Below are 17,921 nucleotides of genomic sequence, written 5' to 3'. Positions count from 1 at the left end.
TAATGAGTCTATTATATCCCAAAATTTATTTGCAAATCTGATAGGTGTTAATTTTTTCTGGCAACTGATAAACTGCGCAATCAAAATTATTATTTTTCTCACTTGTTAAGCAAATCTTAGGAGTTCCATTGAAATAGTAGCGATCTGTAAACACTGACTCCCCTTGATTTAGAAAAATTTCAAGTGAACTTTTATCGACAAAAATCTGAATTTCAAGTTGATCATTCATCTTCAGTTTTGCATAACGGGCATCTGAACGATCTGAACGTTTTAAAATAAATTTATTTTGTTCACGCTGATACTTTAATTCAACTTTTGAATCAGAATTGGAATCTTCAAAATTAATTGTAAATGTTGTTCCTTGAAATTCTTGGAGATCCATCTTCAAATTAATTTCCAGCTGAGAATAACCACTAACTAACTCAATGGAATTGTGAACAGAGATATTTCCTTCTCTTAAAGTTTTCTGACGTAGAGATTTCATTTCTGCAATTGGCTGTTGATAGATCTGACCAACTCGCTCAACCAATTCACGAGGCAAAGTCAGCGCTCCAGCCCAGCCATCTTTTTGTTCAGGCATGTCGCTTCTCCACATATTAAGCCATCCAATTGCAATTCTCCGACCATCAGGAGTCAGCATTGTCTGAGGTGCATAAAAATCATGACCTTGATCGAGCTCATTAAACTGACCATGGCGAAAAATATTATTCTCATAATCAAATTCTCCAACAAAATAGCCTGATTGGTGTATATTAAGATATTTTTCAGCTTGAGAAACAATCCCTTGCGGAGACGTGAGCAGAAAATCTTGTCCATTTAAACGAAAAAGATCAGGACATTCCCACATATATCCTTCTTCATCAGCTGAAATTGCTTTTGCTACAGCTCCCAAATATTCCCAGGTCTTTAAATCGTCAGATCGATAGACTAACAAGCGTCCTAACTGATCATTGTTTTGACTCCCAACCGCCAAATAGTATAATCCATCTCGCTCCCAGACTTTTGGATCACGAAAATTTTTCGTATTGTCTTTTGGTGGCGTCGCAATAATTGGGTTCTTTTCGTACTTCGTAAAATGAATGCCATCTTGACTAAAAGCCAAATTTTGATTTTGCCAGTAATGTTCTGGATCGCCGTCGTCATAATAATTGTTGCCCGTATAAATCAAATAAAGAACATCATCTTTAACAATTGCACTTCCTGAAAAACAACCGTCTTTATCTTCAGAATCCCCTGGAGTCAGTGCAATCGGTAGTGTCTCCCAGTGCAGTAAATCACGACTTCTGGCATGACCCCAGTGCATCGGACCCCATTCAGACGAATACGGATGATATTGATAAAAGATATGATAATAACCTTTAAAATAGCAAAAGCCATTGGGATCGTTGATCCAGCCAGATGGTGCCATCAAATGATATCCTAAACGATAACGCAAATCGCTTAATTCTTGTAATTTTTTTACTTCAGTCATTTTTAAACCTCACTTTTTTTATGATCGGATAAAAGGATCACCATAAACATCTTGATCATCCTTTTTTAACACAAAGAATGCATAAATTCCCGCAATCAAAACGGTTAATGCAATTACATGGAAAGTATTGCTGTAGCCGACTTTATCTCTTAATGTGCCCAACGGAGTTGACAATAAAAATTGCCCCACTTGCGATGCCACCTGAAAGCCAATCATGTAGAGAGTTGCTGACAATTTGGTATCAAAATGGAGTGTAAAATATCGAAAAATTGGGAGCGAAAATAAAGGCACCTCAATTGAGTGTAACATTTTAATACAGGAAATTGCCACCGGATTATGAAATAAACCGCAAGCTCCTATTCGCACAAACATCACAGTTACTCCCAAAAGCAACGCATTTCTAACTCCAATTTTCTTCATCAAAATTGGCACTAAACTCATCATCAACGCCTCACAGAAAACTTGCACCGAATTTAAAATTCCATACATATGCTGACCCAATTCAGCAGTAGCAAACAAACGTGTGTAAAACTCGGGAAACATCTGCTGGTCAAAAACGGTATAAAAAGTATTCGTAAACATAATGAAAATGATGATTAACCAAAGATCCCGAATTTTTAACAATCCCAACATATCTTTAATTTTTGGTGTTTGTTCTTCAGAATCTTCTTCATCCGCTAAATCAGCTTCTTTTTCCTGTTTTGGCGTCCAAAAAACGAGTTCTAAAAGCAGTAATACGCCAAACAGAGAGCCAACCCAAAAATTCAGTTGCGGATTAATCGGAAATAAAAAACCAGCCAATAAAGCAACTAACGCATAGCCAAATGACCCCCAAGCTCGAGCCTGTCCATATTCAAAATTGAATCTCCGACTTAATTTTTCTGAAACTGCTTCAAAAATTCCTGATGCAGACAAAAATCCCGCCGATAGAACGAACCAGCTATAATTCCTAGAAGAAAATTTCGATGTAATAAAGGCGAATAGATCCAAACAAAGAAAGGACCAATCAACGATTCAATAATCGCACAAAAAATTAACAAATATCTTTTAATTACTAATTTATCCTGTAAAGTGCCGTAGATAAACATTAATATTAGCGTCACTAACGAATTAGCTCCATAGATGGTCCCTACTTCACTGCCTGACAAGCCTAGGCCGTTTTTAGTCGAAGTTAACCAAACTTGAAAAAATGACCACCACACTCCCCACGAAGCAAAGAACAATAACAAAGTTACGGAACTTTGCAAGTAGGAAGGATTTTTTAAAGTCTGAGCTAAAGAATTTTTTGACTTCATTACCAATATCCTCAATCTTTTTATTAGTTATACTAACCGGTTAGCATAACGCTTACAACAAAATATTATAGCGCTTTCTCTAAAGGTGTCAACCGGTTAGCATGTTTTTTCTATTCATTGACTTTTTTTGGGGGATCTTTCTTTAAAACAAAAAAGGCGTAAATGCCTGCAGTTAAAACAATTAGCGCAATTACGTAAAAAGTATCACTGTAACCAACTCGATCTCTTAAAGTTCCTAAAGGAGTTGACAATAAGATTTGACCTACTTGGGAAGCTACTTGAAACCCGATCATGTAAAGTGTTGCTGAGAGTTTCGGATCGAAATGGATGTTAAAATATCTGAAAATAGAGAGTAAGAAAAGGGGTACTTCAATTGCCTGAAAAACTTTTATAAAGGAAATTGCTAAAGGGTCATGCAATAATCCGCAAGCACCAATTCGCACAAACATTAAGGCGACTCCTAACAGTAATGAATTTCTAACCCCGATTTTTTTCATCAAAATTGGCACTAAACTCATCATCAAAGCTTCTGTGAAAACTTGAACCGAATTTAAAATTCCATACATCCGCTGACCTAATTCTGGCGTTGCAAATAAACGCGTATAAAAATCCGGAAACATTTGCTGATCAAAGACAGTAAAAAACGTTGTAGTAAACATCACAAAAATTATGATCAACCAAAGATCACGAATTTTTAATACCCCAAACATATCTCTTACTTTGGGAATTTGTTCTTTTTTTGACGTATCTTCTTTCTTGGTGTTAGGTCGCCAGAAAATGAGCTCCAAGAGTAACAATAAACCTAAGAAAGATCCAAACCAAAAATTCAATTGTGGATTGATTGGAAATAAAAAACCCGCTAGTAAGGTAACTGAAGCATAGCCAAGAGATCCCCCTGCCCGAGCGTAACCATATTCAAAGTTAAAACGACGACTTAATTTTTCTGAAACTGCCTCAAAAACCCCCGATGCAGACAAAAAACCTGCTGAAAGTACAAAGGACCCTGTTATTATTCCTAAAATGAAATTATGATGCAAAAGAGGCGAATAAATCCAAACAAAGAAAGGCCCAATTAGTGTATCTATGACCGCACAAAAAATTAACAAATAACGTTTGGTCACCAATTTATCCTGAATTGCACCATAAATAAACATTAAAATCAGTGTCACCATTGAGTTAGTACCATAGATGGTCCCTACCTCAGCGCCTGATAAACCTAACCCATTTTTCGTAGAAGTTAGCCAAACTTGAAAAAATGACCACCATACACCCATCGAAGCAAAGAATAGCATCAATGTCGCTGCACTTTGTAAATACGATTCGTTATTTAACGTCTGATTTAAAATTTTTTTTGATTTCATTAAGTATACCTTCATTTTCATTAACAATAACGATTTATAGCACAAAAAAAGTGCTCTTTTAAGAACACTATATCACATATAGATTTTATTCACCTAGATATGCAAAGACTACTTTTTCGTCATAAATGTGTAGCATATTCTGATAAATAAAACGAGAAATTAGAGCCAATGCAATTGGAATTACAAACCACACAATCAAAGCGACAACAATATTAAGACTGGCTTTACCTGCATCAAGTGATGCTAAGGGCCCGACCATTCCAACTAAACCAAAACCAGCTGAAGCAGGCGTTCCCGAGACCCCAAAAATTGCAACTGGGATTGCTGAAATAATTGTTGTGGTTAAAATTGGTAAAAGAATAATCGGATGACGGAACAAATTAGGAATCATCATTTTCATAGCTCCTAGAGCAATTGCCAAAGTCATCCCTGATTTATTGACTTTCCACGAATGAACCACCAGAACAATTGTAGTTGCTGCAACACCCATTGCCGCAGCTCCAGCGGATAAACCATTTAATTGAATTGCCATTCCGATTGCCACGGTCGATATGGGAGTGATAAGAATTACAGCAAACATACAAGCGATTAATATACTCATTAAAACTGGCTGTAACTTTGTAAATGAATTGATTACATCACCAATCCAAACTGTAATTTTAGCAACATAAGGTAAGATAATAAGCCCAATCCAACTTGCACCACCCCCAATTAAAATTGGACCTGCAACGATTTTGACTGAACCAAATTTATCCCCTACCAATAAGGTCAAGCCCACCGCAATCGCGGCCGTTAACATCGTATTAATTAAATCTCCAGTCCCGTTAGAAACAAACATCCCTGCAGCTTTTGTCACAGGATTTAAAATCTTGGGATTAAACTGAGTTACTCCAGAACCAACGTAGGCAGCACCTGCTACAATAGCGATATCAACTTTGGTAAAATTAAAAGCCAAAGCGATTAATGCACCTATCAACAACGGTGTCGTAAATTGAAAAGTGAGTAAAACTCTGGTCAATTGAACGGCAATTGGGTTTGGTCCAAATAATTTCAAAATTCCCGATAATACCGCATTTGGCAGTAATCCAACAATAATTCCTGTTGCAGTTCCTGCTAAGATATTATTCATAAAACTACTGGCAGTTATTTTTTCTTGCGTTGCTTCATTTGTCATATTTTTCCCCTAACTTACATTTATTATTTGTTCCTTTGCATGGATTAATTGAGTTAATAGAGTGCAATAAGGCGTTGGCACCCCATATTTTGTTCCTTTACTAGAAATTGCACCATTAATGAAATCAATTTCAGTTGGCCGATGATTCTTGATCAAATCTTGATACATCGAAGGATAATGTTCAGTAATATCGCCCAAAAAAGTTTGGTAAATATGTTCGTAAACTTCTTCTTGGTCTAAGTTAATTCCCTCTTTTGCCCCGACAGCCGCAAATTCAGCAATTATCTCTTTAAGAAGAGTTTCTGCCTCCTTAGTTTTTCCTAATTGACCGATATTGCATTCTAAGATCGTACATAAACTATTTAAGGTCCCATTTAACGCAGCTTTGCGATAAATAGAATATTTAACGTTTTCACTGTAACGAGCATTCAATCCCGCATCACTTAAAACCCCAACAACTTCTTCAGCAAATTTTTTGTGATCTGACCCTGGTTCAAGGTTTTGCATTTCGACATCCCCCGTCCCAAACAATTTAACTCTACCAGGAGCCTCCATAATCGCTGTCCACATCGTAATACCTAACAAAATATTTTGCTTTGGTACAAACTCCTTTAATACCTCTTCATGACCCATCCCATTTAACAAGCACAAGACATAGGTATTAGGGCCAATAATCTGCTTTACCCCTTGGAGCATCTCTCGCAATTGATATGATTTAGTAAAAACAATAATTAAATCGGCCTGTTGTTCATCTTTTTCAATCTCTTCAGGCGATATAATCGGAATATATTCAAAGAGCTCTTCACCATTAAAATTAGCGAATATTCCATTTTTTTTGATTGTATCTACGTTTATCTGCCAACCATCAATCAATTTGACATCATTTCCTTTTTTGTGCAATTTAATTGCAAAACGGCTACCCATCCCACCAGCACCAAGAATTGTAATTTTCATAATTTGTTCCCCCGTTATTGATATTCTTTTCTGAAAAAAAGTAAAGTTATTGTATCAATTTATGAATCAATAAACAATGATATTCAAAAATTTTTTTCAAAAAAATTCAATTTGTTTTTTAAAAAAACGCTGAAATCCTTGATAAATCAAGATCTTTAATTTGCCTACAAAATCACATTTGAAATTTATCAAATAAAAATTCAGAAAAAAATTGAAAATTACCTCATTTGTTGCAAAAAAAAAAGCCCTTTTTCAAAGGCTATCAAAAATAATTATTCTGCCGCAGTATAAACATCTGAAACATCATCACTATCATCAAGTGCATCCAGCATGTGTTCAAATTTTTCTTCTTTGTCTTCTGGCACTTTAGTTGTAACGTTAGGAATCATGCTTACTTCTGCACTTGAAAGAACGTATCCAGACTTCTCTAAACTCTCTTTAACCTCATTAAGAGATTTGGGATCAGTATAAATCGTATAATAATCATCTTCATTAACGATATCATCCGCGCCAGCGTCTAAAGCATCTAGTGTCAATTGATCTTCGTCGAGATCTTGGTCTTCTTTAGGGATAATAATTTCACCCTTACGAGAAAACATGTAAGATACTGAACCAGTTTCCCCCATTGTTCCGCCGTTACGATTAAATGCCATTCTAACTTCGGTTGCAGTTCGATTTTTGTTATCGGTTAAAGCATAAACCAAAACAGCAACTCCGCCGGGACCGTATCCTTCATAGACAATTTCCTCATAATTTGCACCGCCAACTCCTGATGCTTTATCAATTGCCCGTTTAATATTGTCTTTTGGCATGTTAGCTTGTTTAGCTTTCTCCATAACCAATCGTAAATTAGGATTACCTGACGGATCAGGTCCTCCAGCCTTTGCCGCAACATAAAGTTCTTTCGATATTTTTTGAAAAATCTTTCCTCTCTTTGCGTCTTGAGCGTTTTTACGACCTTGAATATTGTGCCATTTTGAATGTCCTGACATATTCAAAACTCCTTTAGTTAAATTCTATAAATGTCTACCATTATCGTTTACCGTTAAATAATATAGCACTCTATGCCAGTTCATTCAATACTAAGCCTCAATTGCCCGAACGAAAAATCATTTTTTTGATCTTTTGAAGAGCCTTTTTCCCAAAAACATAATTGGCCAGGCCTGTCTTTAAAACAAGGAAGCCATAAATTATAACGCCCAAAATGATGGCAACAATTAAAATAATTACCGCCAAAAAACGATCTCTTGGATCTACAAAATGATACATAAGTTTAACCGCAAAATTAGTGACCAAGGCCATGACCATCGAAAGCAATAAAAGGGCAAATGAACGGCGCATAAAATAATTAAGTTTTAAAGAAAATGTATGAACCAATTCCCTAAACATTAACAGACACGTAATTAAAAGCGCCAGTCCCGTGGCAAAAATAGCTCCTTTTTCCCGCATAAAATAAACGCAAGGGAACTGAAATAAAAGTTTTAATCCAATCCCAAACAATAAATATTTAATTGCAACTGAATTAAAGTATGAAGCCTGAAAAATCGCAGATAATACCATAAACATAGCTTCAACAATACAAACAACTGCTGAAATTTGGAGAATTAAAATTCCTAATCGATCATAGCGATAAAAAATAGTGTAAAGCGGTGCTGCAACAGCCATAACACCTAATGAAGCCGGAAATATGATGAAATTAAATACTTCAAGAATTTTCCTGATCTGAACTCTAATTTTTCCTACTTCTTTTTTTGTAATCATTGATGATAAAAGCGGAGTTAAACTCACTGCCATCGCAACTGCTAGCGACAAGACAATCGTCGTTAATTTATTGGCATTTGCAGCAAATAATGCGTAGAAGAAGTCCAATTGATCCTTGGAATAATGTTTAACCAAAAGCATCGCTCGATTAAAAGTGTACTGATCAATTAAGAAAAACAAAGTGATTGAAGAATCAGTGAAAATGTACGGGACTGATTGCTTAATAATCTCAAGAAATAAATCTGTAGTTGAAAGCCTGGAATTCCTTTCATTAACGTTTAAATGATATTTTTTTTTATGAAGCAAAATTGTACTTAAAAGAAACAAAAGGGAAAAAACTGCGCCAATAAAAGCTGCAAACGTTGAAAAAACAACTGCTAGAACATAGGAACGGTGAAAAACCTTAATAATTAGATACGTCGATCCTAAGATAAAAATAATGCGGAAAATTTGCTCAATAAGTAGAGAGATGGCTGATGGTTTCATATCATTGAAACCTTGAGTAAATCCTCGTAAAAGACTCATAACCGGAATTATCAAAATTGCAACAGAAAGCGAGCGAAAAATCGGAATTAATCGATTATCGCCAGCTGAAAGGACTGGTGCAACAACAAACATTATCACACTAAACAAAAACCCCAGTGCCACCATAAACATGGCTCCATGTTTAAAAATCTTTTTGCTGGTAGAATACTCACCCAAAGCGTTATACTTTGCTACTTGTTTTGCAATAGCTCCTGGAATCCCAGCCTGTGAGATAACCAGAAAAAGCGCATACCACTGATATCCTTTTGAAAAAAGAGAGTTAGCGATTGCATCATTTGGTCGTAACCAATTAAGCCAGGGAATTACATAAAGTGCCCCTAAGAGATTGGAGGCAACGTTACCAAATGTCATCCAAAATGAACCGCTGATAAATTTTGAATTGGTGCTTTTATCGTTTGCCAAGAATTCCCTACTTAACCACAATATTAACGATTTTATTAGGAACTACAATAGTCTTAACAACTTGATGGTCCTCAATAAATTTCTGAACATTTTCCAGATTTTTAGCTTTATCTTTTAACTGTTCTTGATCCTCATCAACAGAAGCTTCAATAGTTCCTCTCAATTTGCCATTTACCTGAACGGCTATTGTTACCGTATCCTCAACAATCTTATTAACATCAAAAGTTGGCCACTCCGAGTATGTTAAAGATTCATTATTACCTAATCGTTCATTTAGTTCTTCTGTTAAATGAGGAGCAATTGGATTTAATAATTTCAAGAAATTTGTTGCCATTTCGCGATTAAAATGGTCGGCCTTTTGTACTTCATTAATGAAGACCATCATTGCAGAAATTGCAATATTAAATCGCATTCTACTGTAATCTTCAGTCACCGTTTTAATGGTTTTATGATAAATAAAATCTAGCTCTGGTGTGTTTTGATCAGTAATTTTTGAACTAAGTTCATCGCTATCTTCATCAACATAGATCCGCCAAATTCGATCTAACCATCTTCTTGTTCCGGCTAAACCTTCATCCGACCAACTAATTGACTGTTCGAGTGGTCCCATAAACATTTCATAAACTCTTAAGGAGTCGACCCCATATTCCTCAATAATATCATCAGGATTAACAACATTACCCTTAGACTTACTCATTTTCTCGTGATTATTTCCGAGAATCATACCTTGGTTGACTAATTTTTGAAAAGGTTCTTTGGTTGGAACAACCCCTAAGTCGTATAAAAACTTGTACCAAAAACGCGCATAAAGCAGATGTAATACAGCATGTTCAGCACCACCTACATAAAGATCAACATTTTGCCAGTATTTTACAATATCAGGTGCAACTATTTGCTTATCATCATGCGGATCCATATAACGGAGATAGTACCAAGAAGAGCCAGCCCATTGAGGCATGGTATTTGTTTCACGACGACCTTTAACTCCATCAGATCTGGTTACTTCAAGCCAATCAGTTGCGTTAGCTAGTGGTGACTCTCCAGTCCCGGATGGTTTTAAATCATCCAGATGAGGAAGTTTAAGAGGTAGTTCATCTTCTGGAACTAATGACATTGTGCCATCCTCCCAGTGAATAATTGGAATTGGTTCACCCCAATAACGCTGACGTGAAAAAATCCAGTCCCTTAAGCGATAGTTGACTTGAGAATGACCTACTTTTTGTTCTTCTAACCAATCAATCATCTTCCTAATCGCTGTTGGCTTATCTAATCCATCAAGAAATCCAGAATTGATATGCTTTCCATCACCTGTATAAGCTTCATCATTAATAACTTTTTTCGATGGATTTTCAATAACATATTTTATAGGCAAATCAAATTTTTTTGCAAATTCAAAATCCCGCTCATCATGTGCAGGAACCGCCATAATTGCACCCGTTCCATAAGAAGAAAGGACGTAATCTGCAATCCAAATTGGTAATTTTTCTTGATTCACCGGATTGATTGCATAAGCTCCTGTGAAAACACCAGTTTTTTCTTTATTAAGATCGGTTCGCTCTAAATCAGATTTAGAAGCAATCATTTTTTTGTATGAATTAATTTGATCTAATTGATCACTTGTTGTAATCTTATCAACTAGTTCATGTTCAGGCGATAACACCATATAAGTTGCACCAAATAAAGTATCTGGTCGAGTCGTATACACTTCAATTGTGTGGCTACCTTCAGCAGTTTTAAAATCAACTGAAGCACCTTCTGAACGGCCAATCCAATTACGTTGTTGCTCTTTAATTGCTTCTGGCCAATCAAGATCATCAAGATCTTTTAATAACCTTTCAGCGTAAGCAGTTATTTTAAGAACCCATTGCTTCATTGGGACCCGATAGACTGGATAGCCTCCACGCTCAGTTTTGCCGTCAATTACTTCTTCATTAGCAACAACAATTCCGCCACCAGGAAAATCTGGCGCCCAATTAACCATAATTTCGTCCTCGTATGCTAGACCTTTTTCATACAGCTTCTCAAATATCCATTGAGTCCATTTATAGTAACTAGGATCACTTGTATTAACTTCTCGGTCCCAATCAAAAGACAGTCCTAATGATTTTACCTGCTTTTTAAAAATTTCAATATTTTTATTAGTAAAATCGGCAGGATTATTGCCAGTTTTTAAAGCGTATTGTTCTGCTGGCAAACCAAAAGCATCCCAACCAAACGGATGTAAAACGTTATATCCCTGCATCCGCTTCATTCGACTCATAATATCTGTTGCAATGTAACCCTCAGGATGACCAACATGCAGACCCTGTCCAGAAGGATAAGGAAACATATCTAAAGCATAATACTTTGGCTTTTCTGAAAAGTCGACTGCTTTAAAAGTTTGATGATTATCCCAATATTTTTGCCATTTTTTCTCAATTACTCTGTGGTTATACATTTATCTTTCCTCTAACTTCATAAAATAAAAAATCCTATGAAAATCAATCCATAGGAAATTCCTCTAAAAAACCTTAACTACTGAATTCGGATCGTTTGACCAGGAATAATGATATCTCCGGGCAAATTGTTAAGCTGCTCCAAATTATTAATCGTAGTATGATTTGCAGTTGCAATTTTATACAAGGAATCACCTTGTTTAACAGTATATGTTTTTTGCTCCGCTGGGGCAACCTTATTTGGCTCTTTTTCATCAGAAGCATTAACATCTTGTGTTTGATCTGCAGACTCTTTAGGGGCAGCAGCAACCTTTGTAATTATTTTCTGGCCCACTGAGATTTTAGACGATTCCGTTAAATTATTTAATTTCAACAGTTCAGCTAAACTTAAATTTGCTTTTTTGGCAATTCCATAAAGTGTATCGCCTTGTTGAACAATGTAAGTCGTTTCTTTGTTTGCTGGTGTTTCATCAGTTTTTTCAGGTGTGCTTGCCTGTTTAACAATTAATTTTTGACCAGCAAAGAGCATTGTATCAACTTTAAGGTTATTTAGGTTCAACAGTTCTATCAGGCCGATATTATGCTTTTTTGCAATTCCATAAAGTGTGTCGCCTTGTTGAACAGTATAAACCGTTTCTTTGTTTTCAGAAACATCTTTGTTTTTAGCAGGCGTTTGCGAGGCCTTAATCGTCAATTTCTGGCCTTGAGAAATCACAGAAGACTCAGTTAAATTATTTAACTTCAACAACTCAGTTAAACTTATATTAAATTTCTTAGCAATGCCATAAAGTGTATCGCCTTGTTGAACAAGATAATCAGTATCGCTATTTTCAGATACTGTTGCTGGTGTGCTTACTTGTTTAACAATTAATTTTTGGCCTGCAAATAACATTGTATCAATCTTAAGATTATTGAGATTCAAAAGTTCCGTCAGACTAATATTATACTTCTTAGCAACCCCATAAAGTGTATCACCCTGCTGAACGGTATAAGTATTATCTTGAACAACTGGCGCTTTAATAATTAGATTTTGACCCGCAAATAACATTGAATCGATCTTCAAATTATTCAGGCTTAGAAGTTCTTCAACACTGACTCCAGATCTTTGAGAAATTTTTGCTAAAGTATCCCCCTGTTTGACTGTATAACTTGAACTCTCAATCTTAGCATCGCTATTCATAACCTCATTTTGTTTAGCAGATGTGTCGTTATTGTTCTTGCGAATAATTAATTTTTGGCCTGGCACAATTACAGCATTTTCTGACAAATTATTGTATTTCAACAAGTCATTGAGATTAATTCCGGCTTTGATTGCAATTCGGTACAAACTGTCGCCCTTTTGTACTGTATATTCTTCACCCGTAACCGTTGGTGCCTGAACATTACTATTTGGCACCAAAACATTACCAGTTATCTTTAATTTTTGACCTGGTACAATTACTGATTTTTCTGTCAATCCATTAATTTTTAAAAGATCAGCTAAACTTATCCCATTTTTCAAAGCGATTCGATACAATGAATCTCCCTGTTTAACTGTATAAGTGCCGGTTGCACTACTAGATACCTTTGTTTCCGTAGGTAATGGCAAACTCGGTTTATTAAGGTCATTAACAGATGCATTATCAACAATTGTCACATCAGGCAGATTAACTTGCTCAACTTCCTTAATCGTAATTACTTGATCAGGAAAAATCTTACTGTCTAACTTAAAATTATTCAATTGCAACAGGCTATCCAAAGAAACCCCAAATTTACGCGAAATTCCCCATAGAGAGTCTCCTTTTTGAATTTTGTATGTCTGTTTATTAGAAGAAACTGAAATTCCTTTTAACGCTGGGTCAACCGAAAAATCATCCGAATCAAAGACATTTAAATTATACCTTTGTATTATCGAAATTAAAGTGTCCCCATAATTAATCGCTGTCGCGTAACGACCTGTTAAATAGTGAGCTGCTTCTTGATAACTATTAGTTGTTGAACGCCAAGCACCTACATACAATGGATTTAGCATTGTCCGGATATAACCCTTCATCGAATCCTCATAGCCCGGATATTTAGCAAAAGCAGCAACAATGGAATAAGAAGTTCCATCTGGAGTTTGTTCAAATGTCGGCATAGACACAGAACTTCCCATATAACTACCTTTAACCCCAAATAAATTATAATTAGGTGCGCTAGCAAGACCACTTTGGCCCCACGCTGATTCAATAATCGCTTGAGCAATCATAATTGAAGCATATAAGTTATTTTGCGAAGCGAGTTTCTGTGCAGTTGGAGCGATCTCATTTAAGAAGCTATACTGTGACTGAGTTAGATAAGTTACTTGACTCAAGCCTTTTGAAAAGTTGTAGCTTGAACTTGGCGCTGGATTACTAACGGGGTTTGAATTGTTAGATTTCTGCATCGTTTGCGCATTTGATGAAACAGCTTTGGTTGTGATTGAATTAGCAAAGATACCACTTAAACCTAAAGTGGTGCCAGTAAAAAGAGAAAACTTTCCCAGTTTCTCTGCTTTTCTTTTGCGATAATGTTTTTTGCTTCTTTCAATTTGCGAATTAATCCGCTGTTCTCTAGTTTCCAAAATAGTCCTCCAAAAACTTCATAGCTCTATTCTACTGATTATTCATTTAAATTTGAATGCTATTTTCAAAAAAAAATATTCGTAAAACGAATATTTGTAGTTTACAGCTGGTTTTTATCAACTATTGTAAAGATTTTTTTTGATTTCAGAAACTTTATCCAATTTTTCCCAAGTTAGATCAAGATCATCTCGTCCAAAGTGCCCAAATGCAGCCAAAGGTGCATAAATTGGACGCCGCAAATCGAGAGTTTTAATAATTGCTCCTGGTCGAAAATCAAATACTTTGTTAATCACATCAACAATTTCTTCATTACTGTACTTGCTTTGACCAAATGTATCGACATTAAGTGACAAAGGTTTCTCAAGTCCAATTGCATAAGAAACCTGTAATTGAATTTTAGGAGCAACTCCCGCTGCAACTAAATTTTTAGCCACATAGCGTGCCATATAAGCGGCACTTCGGTCTACTTTGGTTGCATCTTTACCTGAAAATGCTCCACCGCCGCTACGAGCGTAAGCACCATAACTATCGACCATAATCTTCCGACCAGTCTGTCCTGTATCTGCTTGAGGACCACCTAATACAAAACGACCTGTTGGATTAATATAAAATTTGGTTTTTTCATCAATTAAATTAGCTGGGATTACCGGTTTAACGATATATTCTAAAACATCTTTTTTAACCTGATCCAAACCAATTTCTGCTAAATGCTGCGTACTAAGGACAATTGCATCAACTCTTTGAGGTCGATCAAATTCATCATATTCAATTGTCACCTGTGATTTGGCATCAGGTCCTAAATACGGTATTTCTCCTTTTTCTCGAACCTCTTTAGCTTTTTTCATTAAGTTTTGGGCCAAAACTACTCCGAGAGGCATGTATGATTCGGTTTCGTTACTTGCAAAACCAAACATAACCCCTTGATCACCAGCTCCGATTGATAGATCATCAGATCCACCCTTTGAATCAAATGGATCGTCAACACCTTGGGCAATATCACCAGACTGTTCGTCAATCGCCGTTAAAATTGCACAAGTGTCACCATCGAAGCCAAACTTCTTATCCTTGTAGCCAATTTCCTTAATTTTGCTTCTCACCAATGATTGAATATCGACAAAAGCAGAAGTACTAATTTCACCGACTACTAGTACTAATCCCGTGGAAACAGTGACTTCACAGGCAACTCTAGCAGTTGGATCTTGGATTAAAATTCCGTCAAGAATTGTGTCCGCAATCTGATCGGCGATTTTATCCGGATGGCCGATTGAAACCGACTCAGAAGAAAATAAATAATTATTAGACATTCAAATTCACCTTAAATCTATGTTATTCTAAAAAAGAAATGAAAATCACAAATAAACTAAAACTAGAAAACAATTTAATCTTACAAGTTATTGCACAGATTGCCGTCTTCATCGGAGCAGCTTTTTTTCTGAGCAAAAGACATCTGATTAAGCTCGATTTCAACATTTGTTGGATCTCGCTATGGTTAATTATACTTTTTTCTTTGAACCAAATAAAGGGAGAAAATAAATTTAACAAGTTGGATTTTATTTTAGCCTGGGGATCGTTGATTCTGGTTATAATATTTACAATTCAGCATAGTTTTTTTGTCGCTTTTATAAGTATAATTACCACAATTTTGCTAACCGTCAAAACTCCAAACACTTTACAATTAAACAAACTCTCTGCTCAGATTGGCTTATGGATATTTGCTCTTTGCGAAGTTGTATATATGTTAAATGGAGCCATTAATCTGGCTATTTTAGAGAAAATTTTCCTAATCTTTATTGCTGACCAATTTTTCAAAAAGTTCCTAATTAAGAGGAAAATCAGTACTTATGCCGCCCTCGTTGCTATTGGAATAATTTCGACCTTTATTTTCAAAAATTCAACTTTCTACTTAATCCTTCAGCTTTTGGTTCCAATAATTCCAAAAAAAATAGAGTCCCCTTCATTCTGGGAACTCCTTTATCTGCTAATTTCTTATGGAACTATCTAGCTCTCGCGACTATAGTTTGCAATATCACTTCGAATCATTTGAATGAATTCTGCTTCAGTCATCGTATCTTGAGCTTCTTGGCCGTAACGACGAACAGTTACATTACCAGATTCTGATTCTTTATCTCCCACAATTAAAGTGTAAGGAATCTTTTGAGTCTGACTTTCTCTGATCTTATAGTTCATTTTTTCCTTGCGCAAATCAGTTTGAACTCTTAACCCAGATTTCCTAAAGTCCTCAGCCAATTTCTCAGCATAAGCTCGGTGCAAGTCATTATTAACAGGAATGATGTCAATCTGAACCGGTGACAACCATGTCGGAAATGCTCCCATGTAGATTTCAGTCAAATATGAAACAAAACGTTCCATTGTTCCAACAATCCCACGATGAATCATAATTGGCCGATGATCCTCGCCATCAGCTCCTACGTAAGTTAACTCAAAACGTTCTGGTTGCATGAAGTCAAGCTGAATTGTTGACATTGTCTCCTCATTACCTAACGCCGTTTTAGTTTGAACATCAAGTTTTGGACCATAAAACGCAGCTTCACCCTCTGCCTCGTAATAATCAAGCCCTAAATCATCCATTGCACCTTTAAGCATTGCCTGCGAACGATTCCACATCTCATCATCATCAAAATATTTTTCAGTATTTGCTTTATCACGATAGCTCAAACGGAATTTGTAATCTTTAATATCAAAATCGTGATAAACTTCCATCATTAACTTCAAAACTTTTTTGAATTCATCTTGAATCTGATCGAGAGAAACAAAGGTATGACCGTCATTAAGAGTCATCTCTCTTACACGCTGCAATCCCGATAATGCACCAGATTTTTCATAACGATGCATCATTCCGAGTTCTGCGATTCTAAGTGGTAAATCTCGATAACTTCTTGGTTTATGTTTATAAATTTCAATATGAGAAGGACAATTCATTGGTCTTAATTCAAGTAACTCGCCATCTCCCATATCCATCGGAGGAAACATATCCTCTCGATAGTGATCCCAATGTCCTGAAGTCTTATATAAGTCTAGATTAGCAAGAACCGGAGTGTAGACGTGTTCATAGCCATCTGCCACTTCCTTATCAATAATATAACGCTCAATAATTCTCCTAATTGTTGCCCCTTTTGGTAACCAATAAGGAAGTCCTGCTCCAATTTTTGGATCGACAAAAAACAGATCTAACTGCTGACCTAAAACACGATGATCATGCGAACGCGCGATCTCTCTTCTCTTCTCATCTTCATCCAAATCGTTTTGATTGAAGAAAGCCGTACCCGCAACTCTTTGGAACATTTTGTTGCTTGATTTTCCTAAGAAATAAGCTCCTGCAACATATAAAAGTTTGAAATGTTTAATCTGTTCATAATTTACATCAAGCGGGACAAGTGAAAAATCATCAAAACCATTCCAAGAATTCAAATAAACATGATCATTTTTCAACTCTTTTAAAATTCCTACTTTGTACTCGTTATCTTTGAAATGATCAATTGCCTCAGTTACACTCATATAAACGCTGGTTAATTCAGCTTTTGTACTGAGCTCTTTACCCATTAAATCGGTAATTTCACCAAGTTGATCCACAGAAATTTGCCCAGTTGCAATATCGCTGTCGTAATAAAAACCGTCTTCAGAAAAATTATTGTCTCCAAGAACTGCCTCTGAGTTAAAAGTTTTAATCGCTTTTCCTAAGAAAAAAGCTGTCGTTGCTCTAAGACTATTGAGAGAAACTTGCTCCTCTTTGGTATGGAGAATAAGATTACTATCTTGTTCAATCACAAAATTTAACGGACGATCAACTTGGTCAACCGTTGCAAATACAGCTTTTTTAGCTAAAGTGGGACTAATACTCTTAGCCACTTCTAAAACAGAAATTTTATTTGAATATTCTTTAGTGTCGCCACTAGGCAAACTTATTTTTACCATAACGCTC

The 17,921-nt window shown here is 35.9% G+C and carries 11 protein-coding genes and 1 pseudogene; 1 reads left to right on the top strand and 11 read right to left on the bottom strand.

What is annotated here, in order from left to right; genetic code table 11:
• Positions 1–25: 25 nt before the first annotated feature.
• The 10 genes and pseudogenes from R8495_RS04940 to metK form a co-directional block, all read right to left on the bottom strand.
• Entirely contained in the window at positions 26–1,471 is a 1,446-nt protein-coding gene (locus tag R8495_RS04940; RefSeq protein WP_317636431.1) for a glycoside hydrolase family 32 protein, read from the bottom strand.
• An 18-nt stretch (positions 1,472–1,489) separates the two neighbouring features.
• Positions 1,490–2,766 (bottom strand): annotated as a pseudogene (locus R8495_RS04935) (oligosaccharide MFS transporter).
• A gap of 110 nt (positions 2,767–2,876) precedes the next feature.
• Positions 2,877–4,127, bottom strand: coding sequence for an oligosaccharide MFS transporter (locus tag R8495_RS04930; RefSeq protein WP_317636430.1), 1,251 nt, complete (start codon positions 4,125–4,127; stop codon positions 2,877–2,879).
• 85 nt (positions 4,128–4,212) lie between these two features.
• Entirely contained in the window at positions 4,213–5,301 is a 1,089-nt protein-coding gene (locus tag R8495_RS04925; RefSeq protein ID WP_317636429.1) for a PTS sugar transporter subunit IIC, read from the bottom strand.
• A 9-nt stretch (positions 5,302–5,310) separates the two neighbouring features.
• Positions 5,311–6,255 carry a 2-dehydropantoate 2-reductase gene (locus R8495_RS04920; protein WP_317636428.1) on the bottom strand — a complete coding sequence of 315 codons (945 nt, stop codon included), beginning with the start codon at positions 6,253–6,255 and terminating at the stop codon, positions 5,311–5,313.
• 272 nt (positions 6,256–6,527) lie between these two features.
• Entirely contained in the window at positions 6,528–7,247 is a 720-nt protein-coding gene (locus R8495_RS04915; RefSeq protein ID WP_317636427.1) for a YebC/PmpR family DNA-binding transcriptional regulator, read from the bottom strand.
• 97 nt (positions 7,248–7,344) lie between these two features.
• Complete coding sequence (locus R8495_RS04910; protein WP_317636426.1) at positions 7,345–8,964, bottom strand: putative polysaccharide biosynthesis protein; 1,620 nt, start codon at positions 8,962–8,964, stop codon at positions 7,345–7,347.
• A 7-nt stretch (positions 8,965–8,971) separates the two neighbouring features.
• Complete coding sequence (gene leuS / locus R8495_RS04905; protein WP_317636425.1) at positions 8,972–11,401, bottom strand: leucine--tRNA ligase; 2,430 nt, start codon at positions 11,399–11,401, stop codon at positions 8,972–8,974.
• Positions 11,402–11,478: 77 nt separating this feature from the next.
• Positions 11,479–13,980 carry a LysM peptidoglycan-binding domain-containing protein gene (locus R8495_RS04900; RefSeq protein ID WP_317636424.1) on the bottom strand — a complete coding sequence of 834 codons (2,502 nt, stop codon included), beginning with the start codon at positions 13,978–13,980 and terminating at the stop codon, positions 11,479–11,481.
• 117 nt (positions 13,981–14,097) lie between these two features.
• The gene (gene metK / locus R8495_RS04895; RefSeq protein ID WP_317636423.1) at positions 14,098–15,285 is read right to left on the bottom strand and encodes a methionine adenosyltransferase; all 1,188 of its coding nucleotides are present in this window, start codon (positions 15,283–15,285) and stop codon (positions 14,098–14,100) included.
• 38 nt (positions 15,286–15,323) lie between these two features.
• Here metK and R8495_RS04890 point away from each other — a divergent pair, with 38 nt between their 5' ends.
• Complete coding sequence (locus R8495_RS04890; RefSeq protein WP_317636422.1) at positions 15,324–15,983, top strand: hypothetical protein; 660 nt, start codon at positions 15,324–15,326, stop codon at positions 15,981–15,983.
• Here R8495_RS04890 and thrS read toward each other — a convergent pair.
• Positions 15,980–17,914, bottom strand: coding sequence for a threonine--tRNA ligase (thrS, locus tag R8495_RS04885; RefSeq protein ID WP_317636421.1), 1,935 nt, complete (start codon positions 17,912–17,914; stop codon positions 15,980–15,982). The genes R8495_RS04890 and thrS overlap by 4 nt on opposite strands.
• Positions 17,915–17,921 lie beyond the last annotated feature (7 nt).

The organism is Xylocopilactobacillus apicola (genome assembly GCF_033095985.1).
Lineage (GTDB): Bacteria > Bacillota > Bacilli > Lactobacillales > Lactobacillaceae > Xylocopilactobacillus > Xylocopilactobacillus apicola.
The sequence above is the reverse complement of the archived record's forward strand: the minus strand, read 5'-3'. Positions and strand labels throughout refer to the sequence as shown.